General features: G+C 42.2%; 8 protein-coding genes. 4 read left to right on the plus strand and 4 right to left on the minus strand.

What is annotated here, in order from left to right; all coding sequences use genetic code 11:
• Positions 1-54: 54 nt before the first annotated feature.
• Positions 55-5,838, plus strand: coding sequence for a translocation/assembly module TamB domain-containing protein (locus XEN7305_RS23070; protein ID WP_006511949.1), 5,784 nt, complete (start codon positions 55-57; stop codon positions 5,836-5,838).
• A 421-nt stretch (positions 5,839-6,259) separates the two neighbouring features.
• Positions 6,260-7,858: a VCBS repeat-containing protein gene (locus tag XEN7305_RS23075; protein WP_006511950.1), complete on the plus strand. Its 1,599-nt coding sequence runs from the start codon at positions 6,260-6,262 to the stop codon at positions 7,856-7,858.
• A 53-nt stretch (positions 7,859-7,911) separates the two neighbouring features.
• Here the strand turns inward: XEN7305_RS23075 and XEN7305_RS23080 are convergent, their stop codons facing one another.
• The 4 genes from XEN7305_RS23080 to XEN7305_RS23095 all read right to left on the minus strand — a co-directional run bounded on the left by XEN7305_RS23080 (position 7,912) and on the right by XEN7305_RS23095 (position 13,898).
• Positions 7,912-8,523, minus strand: coding sequence for a ribonuclease HII (locus XEN7305_RS23080; protein WP_006511951.1), 612 nt, complete (start codon positions 8,521-8,523; stop codon positions 7,912-7,914).
• 37 nt (positions 8,524-8,560) lie between these two features.
• The gene (locus tag XEN7305_RS23085; protein ID WP_006511952.1) at positions 8,561-10,636 is read right to left on the minus strand and encodes an Rne/Rng family ribonuclease; all 2,076 of its coding nucleotides are present in this window, start codon (positions 10,634-10,636) and stop codon (positions 8,561-8,563) included.
• Positions 10,637-11,142: 506 nt separating this feature from the next.
• Positions 11,143-12,306, minus strand: a complete 1,164-nt coding sequence (locus XEN7305_RS23090) for a cysteine desulfurase family protein (RefSeq protein ID WP_006511953.1) — start codon at positions 12,304-12,306, stop codon at positions 11,143-11,145.
• Between the two features lie 32 nt (positions 12,307-12,338).
• Complete coding sequence (locus XEN7305_RS23095) at positions 12,339-13,898, minus strand: sulfatase-like hydrolase/transferase (RefSeq protein WP_006511954.1); 1,560 nt, start codon at positions 13,896-13,898, stop codon at positions 12,339-12,341.
• Between the two features lie 244 nt (positions 13,899-14,142).
• Between XEN7305_RS23095 and XEN7305_RS23100 the strand changes: the two genes are divergently transcribed.
• Positions 14,143-15,687: a VWA domain-containing protein gene (locus XEN7305_RS23100; RefSeq protein ID WP_202951320.1), complete on the plus strand. Its 1,545-nt coding sequence runs from the start codon at positions 14,143-14,145 to the stop codon at positions 15,685-15,687.
• Between the two features lie 46 nt (positions 15,688-15,733).
• Entirely contained in the window at positions 15,734-17,005 is a 1,272-nt protein-coding gene (locus XEN7305_RS23105) for a hypothetical protein (RefSeq protein WP_006511956.1), read from the plus strand.
• The last annotated feature ends 4 nt before the right edge of the window (positions 17,006-17,009 follow it).

Consider the following 17,009-nt stretch of genomic DNA (forward strand, 5'->3'; position numbering starts at 1 on the left):
TTTATACAGCTTACAGCTGATTGCCAGGCGATTTTAACCTATGAGTTTTCGAGCATGACTAAGTCAATTAATAATCCCTCTCCCAATCCCGAACCAGAAAAACCCAATCTAGTTAAGCGTTTGTTACATAGTTTAAAACCTTCTCGTAAAAAGGTAACTATCGGACTTGCTGCGATCGCGACAGGAGGGGTTGTGGGCTATGCAGGAGCTCAATACTTAGTCAAAAATCAGTTACCACCATTCCTCGAAACTCAGATTGGCAATATTATCAAACGCCCCATAGATTTGGGGGAAGTCAAGGGTTTTTCCCTCGGCGGCATAGAATTTGGTCAGACTAGGATTCCCGCTACAGCTAGTGATCCTGACAATATTACCCTCGCAGGGGTTAAGGTTGATTTTAATATTTTCCCTATCATCTTTCGTCGCACCTTGCCTGCGGATATTACCTTAATTCAACCGAGAATTTATCTCGAACAAGCAGCTGATGGAGAATGGCTCAATCTTGATTTTCTAGAAACAAATCCCAATCAAGAAAAGACAGAACTCCCTGTTAAATTAAACGCAGGAGCCAATCTAGAAGATGTTCAAATCACTTTCGTTCCCTACGGGAAATCGCCAATTCAAGTGGGAGTAGATGGCACGGCCAGATATAACCAAAACGCAGGAGAATTAGTCGCTTACGATCTTGAAGCCTCAATTGAAAAAGCGAAAGCGACAGTGCAAGGTGAAACTCTTTTAGACACCGGTAAAACTGAGACCAAGCTACTAGTAAAAGATTTAGCCCTAACAGATGTTGCTACTTTAATTCCCAATTCCCCTATTGTTTTAGGTAGTGGAGTTTTAAATACCGATTTAGATGTTGATATTCCCTCATTGGAAGAAATTACTTCAGCAAACATCCAAGGACTTGTCAGTATTAATGATGTGGCAGGGGAGGTCACAGCTTTATCCACTACAGTTAAAGCCGAGTCGCAGTTGGATTTTGATGGGAAGAACGCCCAGGTTAGCAAAACTCAAGCTAGTTTCGGAGATATCGTTGCGCAAGTTGAGGGCAAAGTAAATTTTGAGCAGGGTTATGACTTGGATGTCAATGTCCTACCGTTTCGCCTCTCTAGTTTACCTACCGAGATCACCAAACAAATCCCTGTAGCGATTGGGGGGGAAGTGGCCGCAGCTCTCAAGCTACGGGGCAAGATTCAGGAGCCTTTATTGACTGGACGTTTCAATAATACCCGCATCGTCAATGTGGATAAAACCCAGTTTCGTAAAGTTCAAGCCAATTTTAAAGCGGACTTAGCAGAAGTAGTTTTAGATAATCTGCAAATCATTCCTGTAGCCGGCGGCACCATAGATGCTGAGGGGATAATTCTCATCCAAATCCCAGAAGCCCTAGCAGGTAATAAAGAGATCGATCTCGGTAAAATGCCGCTGGAGTTTAATTTCAGTGCTGACTTGCCAAGCAAAGATTTAGTTAGCATCTATTATGAACTTCCTTCTGGGGTAACAGTAGAAGATCTTAGCGCCCAGGGGAAAGTGACCGGCACGATAAGTGATCTGAATGCTCTGGTAAATTGGCAGATCCCTGAAGGGAAGACGATAGCTGCCAATAATGTTTCAGGCTCAGGGGAGCTGCTGCTAGAAAATAATCAATTGCAGTTACAGAATACTCAAGTCAATGTGGGTGATGGAGCGGCCGAAGTTAAAGCGATCGCAGATTTGAATAATCAACAATGGCAAGCAGATATTGCTGCTAATTCTTTGTCCCTCACGCCTTTTTTAACTCAGCTTGAAATCCCGAATCTCAATCTGAATCGACCGGTGGCATTAGAAAATGCAGATATCAGATTCAATGGCAAACTCGACGAGCTTGAGCCAAATAAAATCACGGGAGTTGTCAATTTACGTTTGAATGTCGATAGCGGTCAGGTTGCGGTCAATAGCAAATTAAATGAGGGAGTCATCGAGGCTGTTACCACGACAGATAATATTGCTTTACAACCTTTTGTCGATCTTTTACCCGTCCCAGCGGATCTTGATACGGGAATCATTAATGTTTCGGGACAACTAGAGGAGCTACTAACCTTTGGGGATCAGAAGAAACTCGATAGTTGGCAACTAGATGCTGCTCTAGATTTAGCTGTTGATGGCAATCCTATTGCTGTTGATAGTCAGTTAGATTCGGGTATTGTTAGCGGCAAGGTTAATACTAGTGAGATTAATTTAAATCGAGTTGTAGCGGCTTTACCTGTTAATGCCAGACTGCGATCGAGTACCACCAATTTTTCTGGTGAATTGCAACAGTTGCTAACTTTCCAGGAAAATCCCAATCTCAGTAGTTGGCAAGCCGATGTCGATGCAGATTTAGATGTCGCATCAGGAAACGTTAACGCGATCGCACAATTAGCCAATAATCAATTTAGCGCTGATATTGATGCGAGTCAAATTAGTTCTAATGCCTTATTAAATAGTGTTTCGCGCCGTAGTCTCACCTCTCTGGATCTAGATGATATCAATGCTCAGGTGGCTATTAGTGGCAATATCAGCCCGATAATTAATAATGAAGTCAATATTCCCCTGGCTATTGATCGTGTTGATGTCCAATCTGGCTCCCAAAATCTCCAGGCAACTGGCAATTTAAATTTTTCTGATATTTTCACTAATCCCGATGTCGCAGATGCCAGCTTGGATGTTAACGCCAATATCGACTTTAATCGCTTACCCATTAAAGAACTGGTTGCTATAGCTAGTAATGACAATGAGTTAGTAGCAGATAGCGTCAATATTCAAGGCCAAGCTGAATTTGACGGAGCATTTAATGGTAAAAACTTAATTTCGGCTCCGATAGAACCAGGTAATGTCTCGCTGATCGGGGACTTAAAACTTTTAAATTTTGCTTTCAATGACGTTGCCTTTGATCCTGTAATGTCAGGCCCAGTTGATGTCCGTTCCGGCTCGGAAATCGTCTTAAACATCAAAGGACAAAGAGATATCATCGCTGCTGCCGCTGTTCCTTGCACCACAAGTGATTGCCGCTTGCCCTATGTGCCCACTAACTTAGAATTTCGTGTCGGGGAGGGTACTGACGAACCGATTATTGTCACTGGAAATAAAAACCAGGATGTCTTCTCTTTAGATATTAATAATTTTCCCCTAACCTTACTTAGCGTCGCTCCAGCTCAAGCAGCGGGAATTACGGGCTCCTTAACCGGAAACACTACTGGAAATATTGATCTTAATCTCTATACTTTGGCCGCTAACGGACAAGTAAAAGTAGCCCAACCAGGAGTTGGTTATATCCAAGCAGATCAGCTGAACGCTGATTTCCAATATGATCCCAAGAGTAATGTGGCAGAGGTGACCACTGCTTCTCTGGAGTTGGGAAAAAGTCAATATGATGTAAATGCTTCCTTGAATCTACAAACAGCTGCGATCGCAGGCAAATTAGAAATCCCCGAAGCCTATATTGAGGATATTTTAACTAGTCTGCGCTGGTTTACTGTTACAGACGTGATTTCGCTATTTGACATTTCCGATTACGCCGAACCAGCCACGATTACTCCCGGCAATGACATTGTGACGGTTAATGAATCGATTGCCATCCAACTTAATAGATTAAGCCAAGTAGAAAATAATATTCAGGAGCTTGCTACAGCCAGGGAAAAAGGTGGGATTCCTACAGAGTTAGATATCAAGGGACGATTCACCGGCTTGATCAGTTTTGGGGGGACCTTGGAGCAACCGGAGGCGAACTTCAAAATTGAAGCTGCTGACTGGCAATGGCAACCTCAAGAACAGTTTTACAATTTTACCGAATCAGAAGGATTAGTTCGAGAAGAACTCCCGATTGTCAATATTCCTCAAATATTAATTGCCGGTGATTTGCAGGGCACAGTTGTTGATCTCGAAATCGCCAAACTACAACTAGAAGATGCTATTTTCTCTGCATCAGGCAAGCTCTCTCCCGAGGAAGAAGACATTAAGTTTCAAGTAGAAGATCTCACTCTTGCGACCATTGGTAAATTTATCGAACTTCCCGTTGATGTAGCTGGCGAAATTGACGTCACCGGTGAATTAACCGGAACTCCTACCAAGCCCCAGATTACCGGAGAAGTCGCTTTTCTTGATGGTTTCTTTAACGGTAATCCCTTGCCTAATAAATTTGTGGGGAACTTTGATTATGACAGTACCAGACTCCAATTTGATACTAGTGAACCATCTTTCATTCAAGTGGATGCGACTGTACCTTATCCGATTATTCCCGAGACCAGCGATCGCGTGACGGCAGAGGTTCAACTAGAGACCGAAGCCTTTGCTCTGTTAGGCATTCTCAGCAGTGGTTATTTAAATTGGATTGGTGGTGCGGGGGATGCGGATCTCAAAGTTGAGGCTCGTCTTGATTTGGCAAAAGACATTCCCATATATGATCTTAATGCCACAGGAATCGTTAATTTAGATAACTCCCAAGTTGATTTAGTAACGCCCTTCTTCTCCGCACCCTTCCAAGGTACGGGTAAAGTTACAGTAGACAATCAAATATTAACTGTGGAAAGTTTGTCCGGTACTTTTGCCGAAAAAGATTTAACCGTTTATGGTTCCTTACCACTCCTGACAGCAGTTAATAATCTGGAGAACCCTCTCACAGTGGATCTACCCGACGGAGATGGCGAGATGCATATCGAGCAGCTCTATAAAGGCGGGGTTGCAGGAAATATCAGCGTTACAGGGGCAGCCTTGCAACCATTAATTGGTGGGGAGTTGCAAATTAAGGATGGTAGAGTTTACGTCCCCAAAATCGAAACGGCTCCCCCCACGACTCCTAGTAGTGACACCACAGAAGTAGCTCAAAACCTCACCCGCAGAAATACTGCCGCAACTACTCCCACTAGTACTGGGAATAACCAAGATACTCAACCGCTCTTCATCCCAACACTAGATGCTCTACAAATTGGCTTGTCAAATCTAACTATTCGACAAAGACCAGTATATAGAATTGATATTAATGGAGATATCGTTCTCAACGGGACAGTTGACGATCCTAGTAACATTGAACCAGAAGGTACTGTTACCATAGCGCAGGCCTGGGTAAACTTTTTGAGCAATGAATTTCTATTAAATCGCTCTCGAGAAAACACAGTTGTTTTTACTCCCGAAGCAGGAATCTTAAACCCCTATTTAGATATTCAATTCAGAACGGTGATCAACGAATTCGATCAGGCAGATGTCAGGGTAGCTGATGTGGGAAGTAGTGAAATTAGAGATCCCATTTCTCAGGTGAATTATCGAAATTCGATTACCGTCAATTTGATTGTGGCAGGCGAAACCGCAGCGATCATACCAAGTTTGGCTCCCAAAAATGATTGTGAGATTCGTCCGACTGACACTGCTTTGGTTGATGCCAATGCCCATTACACAGTAGAAGAATTGAATCGGCTCACCACATGCTTTAATATTGCCGCCTTAGAAAATGAAAATGAACCTTTAAACTTATCTACGGTGGAGCTGACCAGTATTCCCTACCGCAGTGAAGGAGAAATTACTACTTTATTAGGCAATGAATTCTTATCTTTTGCGGAAAATCTAGCAAATAGCAGTCAATCAGAATTATTTGACCTCGGAGTTAATACATTTGTCATAGAACCTCTGTACAGAAGAGCTTTTTATAAAGTTGATGATAAGGTAGTTAAATTTGGAAGAAAAATCGGATTGGATTATTTACATCTTTTTCCCGATTTAGAAGGTGTTTATCAACTTAACAAAGATTCTTCTCTTCGCTCTTCTTATAACTATGGAGTACCCAATTCCCATGAAGTCAGATTGGAATATCAATTAAGGTTTTAAGAAGCATCTTAAGAAAGACTATCTAGACCCTTTTTCCCACTATCATCTTAATTTTTTCCAGGTCATGTTTACTATAATTTGTAATTGATGTTTGATCTTTGCTCCAAGCTTTAGTAATATCTCAGTAATACAGACCGAGTTCGATATAGAGAATTTAAAGGTTTTGACCCACAAGTCAGAATTCAGAAGGGTAAACTTTAGGGTAATATTTCAAAAATCAGCATAAAGTTAGAGTACCAAGATAAAGCGGCTTCTTGGCTATAGTAATTCTTGTTTATCTGTTGTTTTTATTCCATTATCAACTGTATTTATTTCTTCTGGCTTCTAAATTCTGATTTACAGTATAGATTTTAGTTGCACTGAACTGACGTTAAGACAAAGAATCGACACCAGAAGTAATTGAGCACCCTAAAGATAAATAATGGACATTACATTTTCTAAGCAAATTGTCGACACCTCAATGGATAATACCCATGCTGTTGTCGCAGCAGATTTTGATGGTGATAATGATATTGACTTAGCTTCAACGAATTTCATACTTGATTATGTTGCCTGGTATGCCAATGATGGCAGTCAGAATTTTAGCAAACTAGCAGTGGACGGAGATTTTAGCGGGAGCCTCGACGGTAGTAATCTACAGGGGGCTTATCCTATAAATATCGGAGATATCAATCAGGATGGGAATATTGATATCCTGGCAACAGGTTATGAAGCAGATGCGACTGTCTGGTATGAAAATGACGGCGCGGGAAATTTCCTGAGGCGTGATGTTGATCTCAATGCGGATGGAGCTCATTCGATTGTTCCAGGAGATATCGACCTCGATGGTGACATTGATCTACTGACGACCAACCAGGATGCAGGAACAGTCACCTGGTACGAAAATGATGGTGGCGAAAACTTTGCTCTGCGGGTGATTGATGATAGTCTCGGTCGAGCCAAATATGCCGATTTCGCAGATATTGATGGCGACGGCGATCTTGACGTATTTGCTGCGGGCAATGAGGAAAATATTATTTCCTGGTATGCCAATGATGGTAGCCAAAACTTTACTAAGCAAATCATTGATAACAATTCAATGGGGGCTTACTTTGTCTTCGCAACCGATTTAAATCGTGATGGCTTTGTTGATGTCGTCACCGCCAGTCAGCTTGACCATACAATTGCCTGGTACCAGAATGATGGCAATGCCAATTTTACGAAACAAGTTATTGATAACGAAGCACTAGACGCGCGATCAGTATATGTCGTGGATTTAGATGACGATGGCACTCTTGATGTTTTATCCGCCAGTGTCGATGATGATACGGTTTCTTGGTATCAACATGATGGCAATGGCAATTTTAGCCAACAAATTATTGATGATTTTGCCGATGGAGCATACGGGGTCTTTGCCGCAGATGTTGATGGTGACGGCTTAACTGATGTCCTTTCTGCTGGTCGAGATGACTTTACTATCGCTTGGTATCGCCAAACTAGAGAACCTAATAATGCCCCTGAGGTTCTCAATCTGGATACTGATTTAGTCATTGCTGAGGAATTGGCAAATAAAACTATTGAATTACTTAGTCCGATCTCTCGGTTTCAGAATACTCAAGTACCAGGCACCTTTTTGTATTTAAACGCAGGGGAACAGGAAAATATTAATCAAAACTTTGTTGGCAACTTTGTGGATGAGGGAATTGCTTTCAATGCTGCTCTAGAACCTGATGATGATCTGATAGCTTTATTCCGTCTGCAAAATAATGATCTGCCTGGTACTTTTTTATATGTGGGAGAAGATGAGCGCAATAGCATCATCACAGATCCTGAATTTGCTGATAAGTTTACGGATCAAGGAATTTCGTTTTACGTTTATGGTGCTGGTGCAGGAGAGGAAACCCCCTTCTTCCGTTTTCAGAATTCGGATGTTCCTGGGACCTATGTTTATGCTGCCGGAGCTGAAGCTGATGATATTCGGAATAACTTGACTAACTTTATTGAAGAGGGAATTGCTTTTGAGGCGGAAATTTCAAATTAAAATGAAGGCAGATGGCAGATGGCAGATGGCAGAAGTCTCACTTGTTAAGAAGGTTATTTCGACTTAAGAGAGAAGGACTTACGATGATGGATCACAACTCCATATTTTTGTATGGCAAGACGATGTTTTTTGGTGGGATAACCTTTGTTGGCAGCTAGATCATATTCTGGATATTGCGAGGCTAAATCGATAATTAAATTATCTCGCCATACTTTCGCCAGAATACTAGCGGCACCAATAACTAGTGATTGGCGATCGCCCTGGATGATGGTTTTTTGGGGCAGCGCTAAATCGGGGATCGAAAATTTGCCATCGACTAAACAAATATCAGGAACAGGATTAAGTGCTAAGACTGCACGTTTCATTGCCAGGAGAGAAGCTTGCAAGATATTGATTTTGTCAATCTCTTCCACTGTGCTGTAACTAACATGACTTCCAGAGGCGATCGCTTTTATGGGTTCTATTAATTTTTGTCTTTTCTGGGGTGATAGTTGTTTACTATCTCGCACCCCAATTTCCTGCAATTTTGGTAACTGGGATAAGGGCAAAACCACCGCAGCAGCAACCACGGGGCCAAACAAAGCCCCTCGTCCCACCTCATCTACCCCAGCCACTAAAGCATCTTGCCCATATTCAGAGAGTTTAAAATAAGTCTCATCTGCCATCTGCCCTCTGCCTTCTGCCTTCAAGGGTGAAGCCCTATTAAACACTAACCTCTTTTTGTGCTGAAGAGCGACGACGACGACGACGACGGGGATTGGCCGTTTCCTCAATTGTTGCTTCTTTAGTTTCTTCCTGGTTCTCTTCTGCTGTTTCCTTAGTGGGTTCTACTGTTTCAGAAACCGAGTCAGTGACTGTTGTTTCTATAATGGTCTCTGGCTCTATATCTGGTTCTTCTGTGATTGCTTCGAGAGTGTCGAGAATAGAAGATTGAGTGATAATCTTGGCAGATGGTTTAATAATAGGCTCTTTGGACTCGCTAACTTCTGGCTCAACAGTTTCTGCTGCTGTCTCAGTCTCGGTTTCTAATTCTAGGGTTTCTCCTGGTTTAGTCACATAAACCAAAACTGACTTGGGAGACTTAAATTCTTTATCCAAGCGCACCAAAGGAGATACCCCCATCAGAGCATAGATTTCCTGTTCAAATTCAGTCATTTCTACTACAACTTTTTCCTGAGGCACTTCTTCTCGACGAGCTGCCCGCGAAGGAATTCTAGTTTTCCGTTCTTCAGGAAAGCGATCGCTGGTACGTTCGGGATCGCGATCGCGAGAGGGAATAACTGTAACTTCTGTTTCGTTAACATCCTCTTTGAGGGAAATCTCATTGCGACGGCGACGACGGCGACGACTATTGGGGGCAGCACCACCTTGCTCTTGATAATTGGGATGATTAGCTAGATCCAATTGATAGGGATTGCGCTCATAATCTGTTTCGGCAGGAGTATTGATAATTCTGCGTTCGCGTTCAAAGCGCTCGGTGACAGCGGGAGATGCGATCGCAGCAGGGACAATGGTCGGATTTTCCAGAGACTCCCCTTGCGATTTTCCTGGAAGATGAACGAGATTACCTAAGCCACCACAGGTTGGGCAAGTTTGACCAAATAATTCGTAAACATTTTTTCCTTGACGCTTACGAGTAAGTTCAACCAAACCAAGTTCAGAAAGTTGGGCAATTTGAGGACGAGCTTTATCTCCCCGCAGTGCATTATTAAAATGTTCTAATAATTTCAGCCGATCTGGGTTGGTATCCATATCAATGAAATCAACCACAATTACCCCACCAATATTCCGCAAGCGCAATTGACGAGCAATTTCTGTGGCTGCTTCCCGATTCGTCCATAGTACGGTTTCCCTTGCCGTTGCCGAACGGGTAAAAGAACCTGAGTTGACATCAATTACGGTCAAAGCTTCGGTAGGTTCAATAATAATATAACCACCAGAAGGTAATTCTACCCTGGGTTTTAAAGCCTCACGAATTGCCGCATTTACTCGAAAATATTCAAGAATGGGCTGTGGTTCGCGATGATAATCGACAAAAACACCTTGGGGAGAACGACCACCACTCCAATTGCTGAGATGCTGTTTAACTCGTTTCATGCCCGCTTGAGAATCTGTCACGATGGTATTAACATCGGCAGAATACATATCTCTCAAGACTCTTTGAATAAAATCATCATCGCGATTCAGCAATGCAGGAGGTGCGCTATAAGCGGCTTGCTCTTGAATGGATTCCCATTGTTTTTGCAACAATTCCAGGTCTTCCATGATCGCTTCTTCAGCTTTTCCTTCAGCTTCAGTCCGAACTAGTAACCCCATACCTGCTGGCTTAACTAGAATCGCTAAAGCTCGTAGCCGACTCCGCTCATTTTCGTCTCGAACACGTCGTGATAGCTTCACCCCTTTACCATGGGGCATTAATACCAAATAGCGTCCCGGCAAAGTGATATTCCCCGTTAAACGAGGCCCTTTATTCCCCGTCGGCTCTTTCATTACTTGAACTAAAGCTTTCTGGTCAGGCGCTAGAAGTTCAGTAATGGTCGCGGCATTTTTTTTCAGACGCAATGGGCCCAAATCTGTAACGTGAATAAAACCATTACGCTCTGCATCACCAATATTGACAAACGCCGCATCAATACCCGGAATGACATTTTCGACCAGCCCGAGAAAAATATCACTAACTTGTTGAGTTCCTGTGGCGACAACTAATTCCTGTATCTGTTCTTCCCAAAAAACAGCAGCTATGTGATGCTGTTCTGCAATTATGATTTGTTTTGGCATTAATTTTCCTCAAATTCTCGATTAATTGATTTTGCTAACACCGAGATGTTCGATGAGATTCTTCACTTGTAAAAAAAATAAGCAGACTGGATATTTTAATTTCATATATATTTAGATTTAGCACTCTTTGGAAACTATCTAAATCGAGGTTAAAGATTCTTTCTGGCTTGGGAGAATCTGGGGTTTTCTAACTTCGTTTCACAGGCTGATCAACCTAATCACAGTGAAAGCGATCGTTGGAACTTAATTTAGAATAAGACCTCGGGTTACCACTCTACAACGAGTAGCGGAAGATTAGCTTTTTATCTGTCGAACACAAAAACAAGAGCTGCCAGTAGCTGCATGCTTTAGTTGTAGCTATATGATTTTAGACTACGAATTTGTAGTGATGCTACCCACCAGAATTTTAACCTGAATATAACCTCGACGCATAACTTTTGACAAGAAAATTTGCGTTTGCTGAATTTTCCATGGAGCTTTATTCACCGAGAAGACTGTTGTTTTTGTTATCTCACTTGAGCTTGACGCAAAGATCTAATGTTGGCAACTACGGCTTCTCCTACGGTTTCGATCTCCTTGATGGTGTTAAATCTTCCTATGCCAAAACGGATTGAAGCCTGAGCTAGTTTGGCCTCTCTCCCCAAAGCTGTTAAAACATGAGATGGTTTAGTACTCGTAGTAGAGCAAGCCGAGCCCGAAGATAGAGCAACAATTGGTTGTAGCGCCAAGAGCAAAGCTGTCCCATCTATACCTGCAACACTAAGATTCAGGTTTCCTGCTAGTTTTTGGGTTGGGTGCCCATTAAGATAAATGCCTGATAACTGATTGATGAGCGACCAAAGTTTTTCCCGCAACTGTAGCAAATATTGTTGCTCCGAAGCCATTAGATCGAGCCCTAATTCGATCGCCTTGCCAAAACCAACTATTTGAGGAGTGTATAAAGTTCCTGAGCGAATATTTCTTTCTTGGCCACCTCCTTGCATTTGTGGGGCAATAGTTACTCGCCGCTGACGACGTCGCAGATATAAGGCTCCAATCCCTTTGGGACCGTAAAGTTTATGAGCAGTCAAAGACATCAGATCTAGGTTCATTTGCTCCACATCAAGAGGCATCTTTGCGATCGCCTGAGCCGCATCAGAATGAAACAAAACATTATGTTCACGACAAATCTGACCAATCTCCTCTAGAGGCTGAATCACTCCTATTTCATTATTAGCGGCCATCACCGAGACTAAAATTGTTTCAGGGCGTATTGCCCCACGAAGTTGAGATAAATCAATTAGGCCGTCAGGTTGCACTGGCAAATAAGTGACCTCAAAACCAAGAGTTTGTAAATATTTACAGGGATCGAGAACTGCACGATGCTCCGTTGCGACAGTAATAATATGTTTGCCCTGGGTAAAATAAGATTCGGCGATACCTTTAATTGCTAAATTATTGGCCTCTGTGGCACCACTAGTAAAAATTATTTCTTCTGGGGTGGCATTAATCGCTTCGGCAATAGTTTTTCTGGCCTGGTCAACTGCGCTTTCTGCTTCCCAACCATAAAGGTGAGTTGTACTAGAAGCATTGCCAAAGCGATCGCAAAAATACGGCAGCATGGCATCTAAGACCCTTTTATCGACAGGAGTCGTAGCATGACAATCTAAATATATGGGACGCTTAAGCATTTAATATTGACCATTTGATCACATAAGAAGGGCTATACAGTTGTTGGCCAATTTTGTGGCATAGTTTTGGTCTCTTTCATTTTATAGGTCAATAGCTGATGGAGTTTTTTTTGTTCTGTTTTGGCCTCTTCTGAAGCAATGCCCCCTACGGGCAGCAAATTGGTTAATTCTAGAGGGTCATTTTGGAGATTATACAGTTCATATTGAAAACCATTAGAGGTTACAATCTGTCCATCATTTCCCGGTGAAGCATAGTAAACCGCATATTTCCATTCTGCTGTTCGCAGACATCGAATGGCATTCTTGTCTCCAGGAGGTGCCACACTAGTGTCATTAACTCCATCGTCATAGCTAAATAGCAAAGCATCTTGGGTCGGATGAGAAGGATCGAGTAAAGTTTGAGAAAAATCAATGCCTTGAAACTCAAATTCTTGCTGTTGTTCCTTCGTTAGGCCAGCGATCGCAGCTAATGTCGGTAACAGATCTACTGAACTCACTAAAGAATCGAGTTCAATCCCTTGTTTAATCCATTTAGGATTACTAAAGATTAGAGGTACATTTATAGCCTCTCTATATACTGTATTTTGCTTTTCTGTAAGACCGTTGTGAGCCATGCCCATCTCACCGTGATCGGCAAGACGAACCAAGATGGTATTGTCCCAAAGAGAGTCACTGGTAGCATCTAGTACATGACCAAAATGGCTGTCGGTCAAAGTATGTAAATAGGCATAGAACTTGACATAGTTGAGAGCATCTTCTTCGCTTAGTTTACCGCCTTCTCTATTTAAGAAATTACTTTGCGCCCAGGGTTTGGTCGTCAAATCATCTTGGTAGTAGCTTTGAGGTAAGGTAAATCCTTGATAATTTTGGAAGGCACTGGGAAAGGTTGTCAGTCCTTGGTTAAAAACTTCGGGATAAACCCAAACATCATGAGGCCCCACCAACGAAACTATCAAGCAAAAAGGTTGCTCGGGATTTTGATTTTGAGACAAAAATTCGATCGCGGTTTGCTGACTCGACAATAAACTTGGCCCATTGACATAGCGTCCATCGTTATTGGCAGAACTTCCACCCAAAGTGTTCAAACCATGTTCCCGGTCAGTAATACTGGTTCCCGAATCTGGCGCGAGCCAACCGTCAAGTTGCCAATTTGTCAGCATCGCAGCATCCTCTGCTTGGAGAGTTTGCTGTTGTTCAGAGGTCAAGGTTTTGAGGCGCGGTGTCTCCTTTGATGGTTGATCAAAGGTTGAGTCTGATAGATCCCATTTACCCTTGTAGATAACCCGATAACCTGCCTTTTTTAAGACATTGCCCACAATATTAGTTTTATTGCGAGGGTTGGGCTTAAGCGTTCCTGGGACTTTGTATACTCCATTTGTTGAAGGATACATTCCTGTCCAGAGAGTTGCGCGAGATGGGGAACAGGCACAAGTACTGGTTTGCGCATTCCTAAAGGTGATGCCTGTCTGCTTGAGTCGATTGAGATTGGGGAGATTATTCTTGACCCATTCTTCTGGGAAATGCTGGATTGCTCGTTGCTGATCACTAATGAGGATAATAATATTGGGACGCTTAAATTCTGGGAAAGCCATAAACTTATTTCCTTATCTATATGATTGTGAACTTTTTTCCAACAATTTTTTAACTCATCTTGGGCAAAAGGTACCACAATACCTGAACAGTATCTGAAGTAATAAGTAATGAGTAATAAGTAATAAGTAAAACTTTTGTTGAGCTGCTTTTGATTTGTGGGCGTTTTAAAATGACCTTGGTTAGAATTAGACCGACTTTTAACTCTGCGTAGCTATGTTGATAAATAGGCCGAGATCAGCGATTTTGAATTTTATCATTGGTTTAGCGATCGCTTTAGGAATTCATGCTTGTAGTAACTCTACTATTACTAATGTCCCTAATAATAATACTCAATCAATTCAGATTGGGATTTCTTCAGAAAATTTGATTTTTGAAGACAAAATCGTATCTTTAATCAAAAAAGCTACAGGACGACCAGTAGAAGTCCAAACAAAAGGCTCAGTAAGGCTCACAGAGCTCGCTTGTTCAGGCCAACTTTCGGCGATGATGATTGCGGATGAAATGTGGCCTAATATTAAATGTCCTGATGCTAGTTGGATTAACACTTCCGATGCAGTTTATTCAACGAGAATTCAGTTTGCTTTACCTGTTGCCAAGGCTAGAGAATTGGGCTGGCTGAACAGAGTTATTAGTCGAGAAGAAGTTGTTGCGGCTTTGAAAGCTGGGAAAATTCGCTTAGCGACTACAACTCCAACCCATTCTAATAGTGGCTACAATACTTTACTTTGGCTGGTTCGTGGAGAAATTAGTCCCAATTTAACTCCTGAACAAATAACTCCTGAATCTTTAGCTTCACTTCAACCAATTTATAAAAACTTGGCAATATCGAGTGAAAGTACTTCCTATCTTGCTCAGAAACTTGCTCAAGAATGGCCCGACGATACTCTCGCTGCTTTATATCGTTTTCTCTACACAGCAGATGGCAAAGCAGTTTATTACCAGGGAGATAAATTACAGCTTCCGCAAAAAGTTGCGCTAATTGACGTTTCTCCTGCGATCGCAGTTACTCCCACATGGTTTGTCACCACAAGCAATGAACAATTGAAACAGCAATTAATGGAACAAGTCTTTGGCAAATTGGACACCGCTAGCCAAAATCTACTCAAAGAATTAAAACAACTCAATCCTCCTTTGCCAGAAGGAATCACTCAAGAATTTACGCCCGTTGCCGAGATCCATCGCAATTTACTCAATAGTTTCCATCCGAATATTCGTCAAAAACGTTGGATTGTGGGAATCGTTGATGCTTCGGGTTCGATGCAGGGAACAGGTTATCGAGAGTTACAAGAAGCGTTCCAAGAGTTGCTCAATGTCGAGCGAGCTAAGAATAATTATCTCTATTCTCCTAATGATCGCTTTAGCCTGATTATTTATCAGGGCAAAAATGCTTATCAAATCCCTCCAGGATCTACCGCAGGAGCTGAGATAGATCGGGTGGCTATTCTGCGATCGCTACAAAAAGATGTCCAACCAAGAGGCGGAACTCCGGTTGCTAAGGGGCTAAAAATTGGTTTTCAAACGGCTTTAACTATTGCGCCTGAGTATAAAACGGAAATTTTTCTGTTTACTGATGGTCAATTTTCCGACCCTGTCGATGCTGATTTATTAAATATTTTCCAGCAACTGGAGGATAAAAATGCTGAGTTTACGATTGTTGGCGCGGGAGAAGTCGATCGCAAAGCGTTGATTAATCTGGCGGAACTGCTTAATGCCCGTCCGATTATTTCTGAAGATGCTAATGAGACTTTGGAGGAACTTTTGAAAGCATTTCGTGAGGCGCAGATTTAGGGGTAATGGGTAATGGAATGGGTAATGGGTAATAGGTGACTGATTTATGAATTCTCGTAGGTTTTCTAAAATAATTGCTGGTTTATTAATGTTGTTGCTGTGTCTCGCATTTGCTGTTGTCGGAGCAGGTTGGGCCATTAGCGTTGTCTTGGGGATTTTGATGGGAATCGCTTTTTTGATTCTGACGAGCGGTGTGGGCGATCGGATTCAGAATTTTTCTAATATCATTGCCTATGTTTTAATTGCGATCGCGACATTAACCTTAATCATTTTTGGTGTACCTCAAATTCAGGAAAGCTTGAAAGCTCCGGATCTTGTTTATGGCTATGTCGGTGGGGAACGATATGATTTACTTGTGCGCAATAATAAGGTGCAAAAATTGTTGTCTAGTGCCGAGTTGCAAGTAAGCGATGCTAGCACCACCAAGAAGGGTTCGGTTTCTCAGTTACAAGTTTTTAATCAGGCGACTAGTCAGTCTTTGGATACTCTCGATTATGTTTGGACAGGAGATTCGGCGATCGCAGAGGCGGGAAAAGAAATTATTGAAGCTAATGGCAAGAAAGTATTAGAAAATGAAGCTACTTTACTAGATCCTTTGGTTTTAGTAGTAAACAAGAAAGCTGCGAACAAAATGAGTAAAAGTGGCTTTCTCTCTGCTCTTACTGATAATTCACTCAAAAGCTTTGGTTTTTCCTCTGAATTAGATGCAGTCAAGTTTGCTGATCTTTTAGAGGGCGATGCCACTTGGAATGAGATTGGCATTACTCGTTATGCTTCTCCTCCTGGAGTCATCATGGCAGATGCGCGTAAATCTAATGGTGGAGTGATGGCGGAAACTTTGATTGGGACTATTTGGTACAACATGGCGCTTCAGGGCATTGCTGATACTCCTAGTTTGGAAGTGAGCAAACAAATTAATCAATTTCAACCTTTGCCAACCCAAATTTCCCAAGCCTTAAGTAAGAAAATGCAGGAGTTGCGATTGCGTTCGGGTTTTGCCGAATCAACTTCTTCTAAGCTAAAAGTGCAACTAGAAGAAGGTGGCTCTCCTTGGGCTTTAACTTATTATTCTTTGGGGAAAAATATCATTAAAGCTAATCCTCAATTTACGTTAGTGGCTCTGTCTCACACGATGGTTAGTAGCAATCAATTTTTATCTTTCTCGGATGCAGGAACGAGATTGCTTAGGGTGATAGAGTCAGCAGAGTTTCAGAAGATTGCTCAAGAGTATGGTTATGATGCGCCGCAAGGGAGTTGGATCGTGTTGCGAGATCCGACTTTTGAAGCAGTGCGATCGCTAACTAATTTGCCACTTTAGCAAT

It is taken from the genome of Xenococcus sp. PCC 7305, from assembly GCF_000332055.1.
GTDB lineage: Bacteria > Cyanobacteriota > Cyanobacteriia > Cyanobacteriales > Xenococcaceae > Xenococcus.